The sequence below is a fragment of the Clostridium sp. CTA-7 genome (assembly GCF_054768095.1).
The window spans coordinates 1-321 of record NZ_BAAAAV010000037.1; the positions used below are offsets into that span (position 1 = coordinate 1).

The window sequence follows — 321 nt, forward strand, 5'->3', positions numbered from 1 at the left end:
GGTGTTGCAACAGCACTTCAATTAAAAGAAGGAGAACTAGGATTTATAGGTGGTATGGAAATACCAGCACCTCAAAAGTTTAACTGGGGATTCCAACAAGGTGTTAAATATGCTAATGAAAATTTTGGAACAAAAATGAATATAAAGAAAGAAAATGTAGTATATCAAGGATCATTTGATAATGTTGCTGCAGGTCAACAATTAGCTGCAACTATGTTTGATAATGGAGTTAAAGCAATATTTACAGCAGCTGGTGGAGTTGGAGTTGGAGCTATAAATGAAGCTAAAGCTAGAGCTAACGCTGGAAAAGAAGCATGGATA

At 35.5% G+C, this 321-nt stretch carries 1 protein-coding gene; it reads left to right on the forward strand.

The features are described from left to right. Nucleotides 1–321: BMP family lipoprotein (locus tag ACYUEX_RS18780; protein ID WP_460289465.1), on the forward strand; the 321-nt coding region annotated here is incomplete at both ends.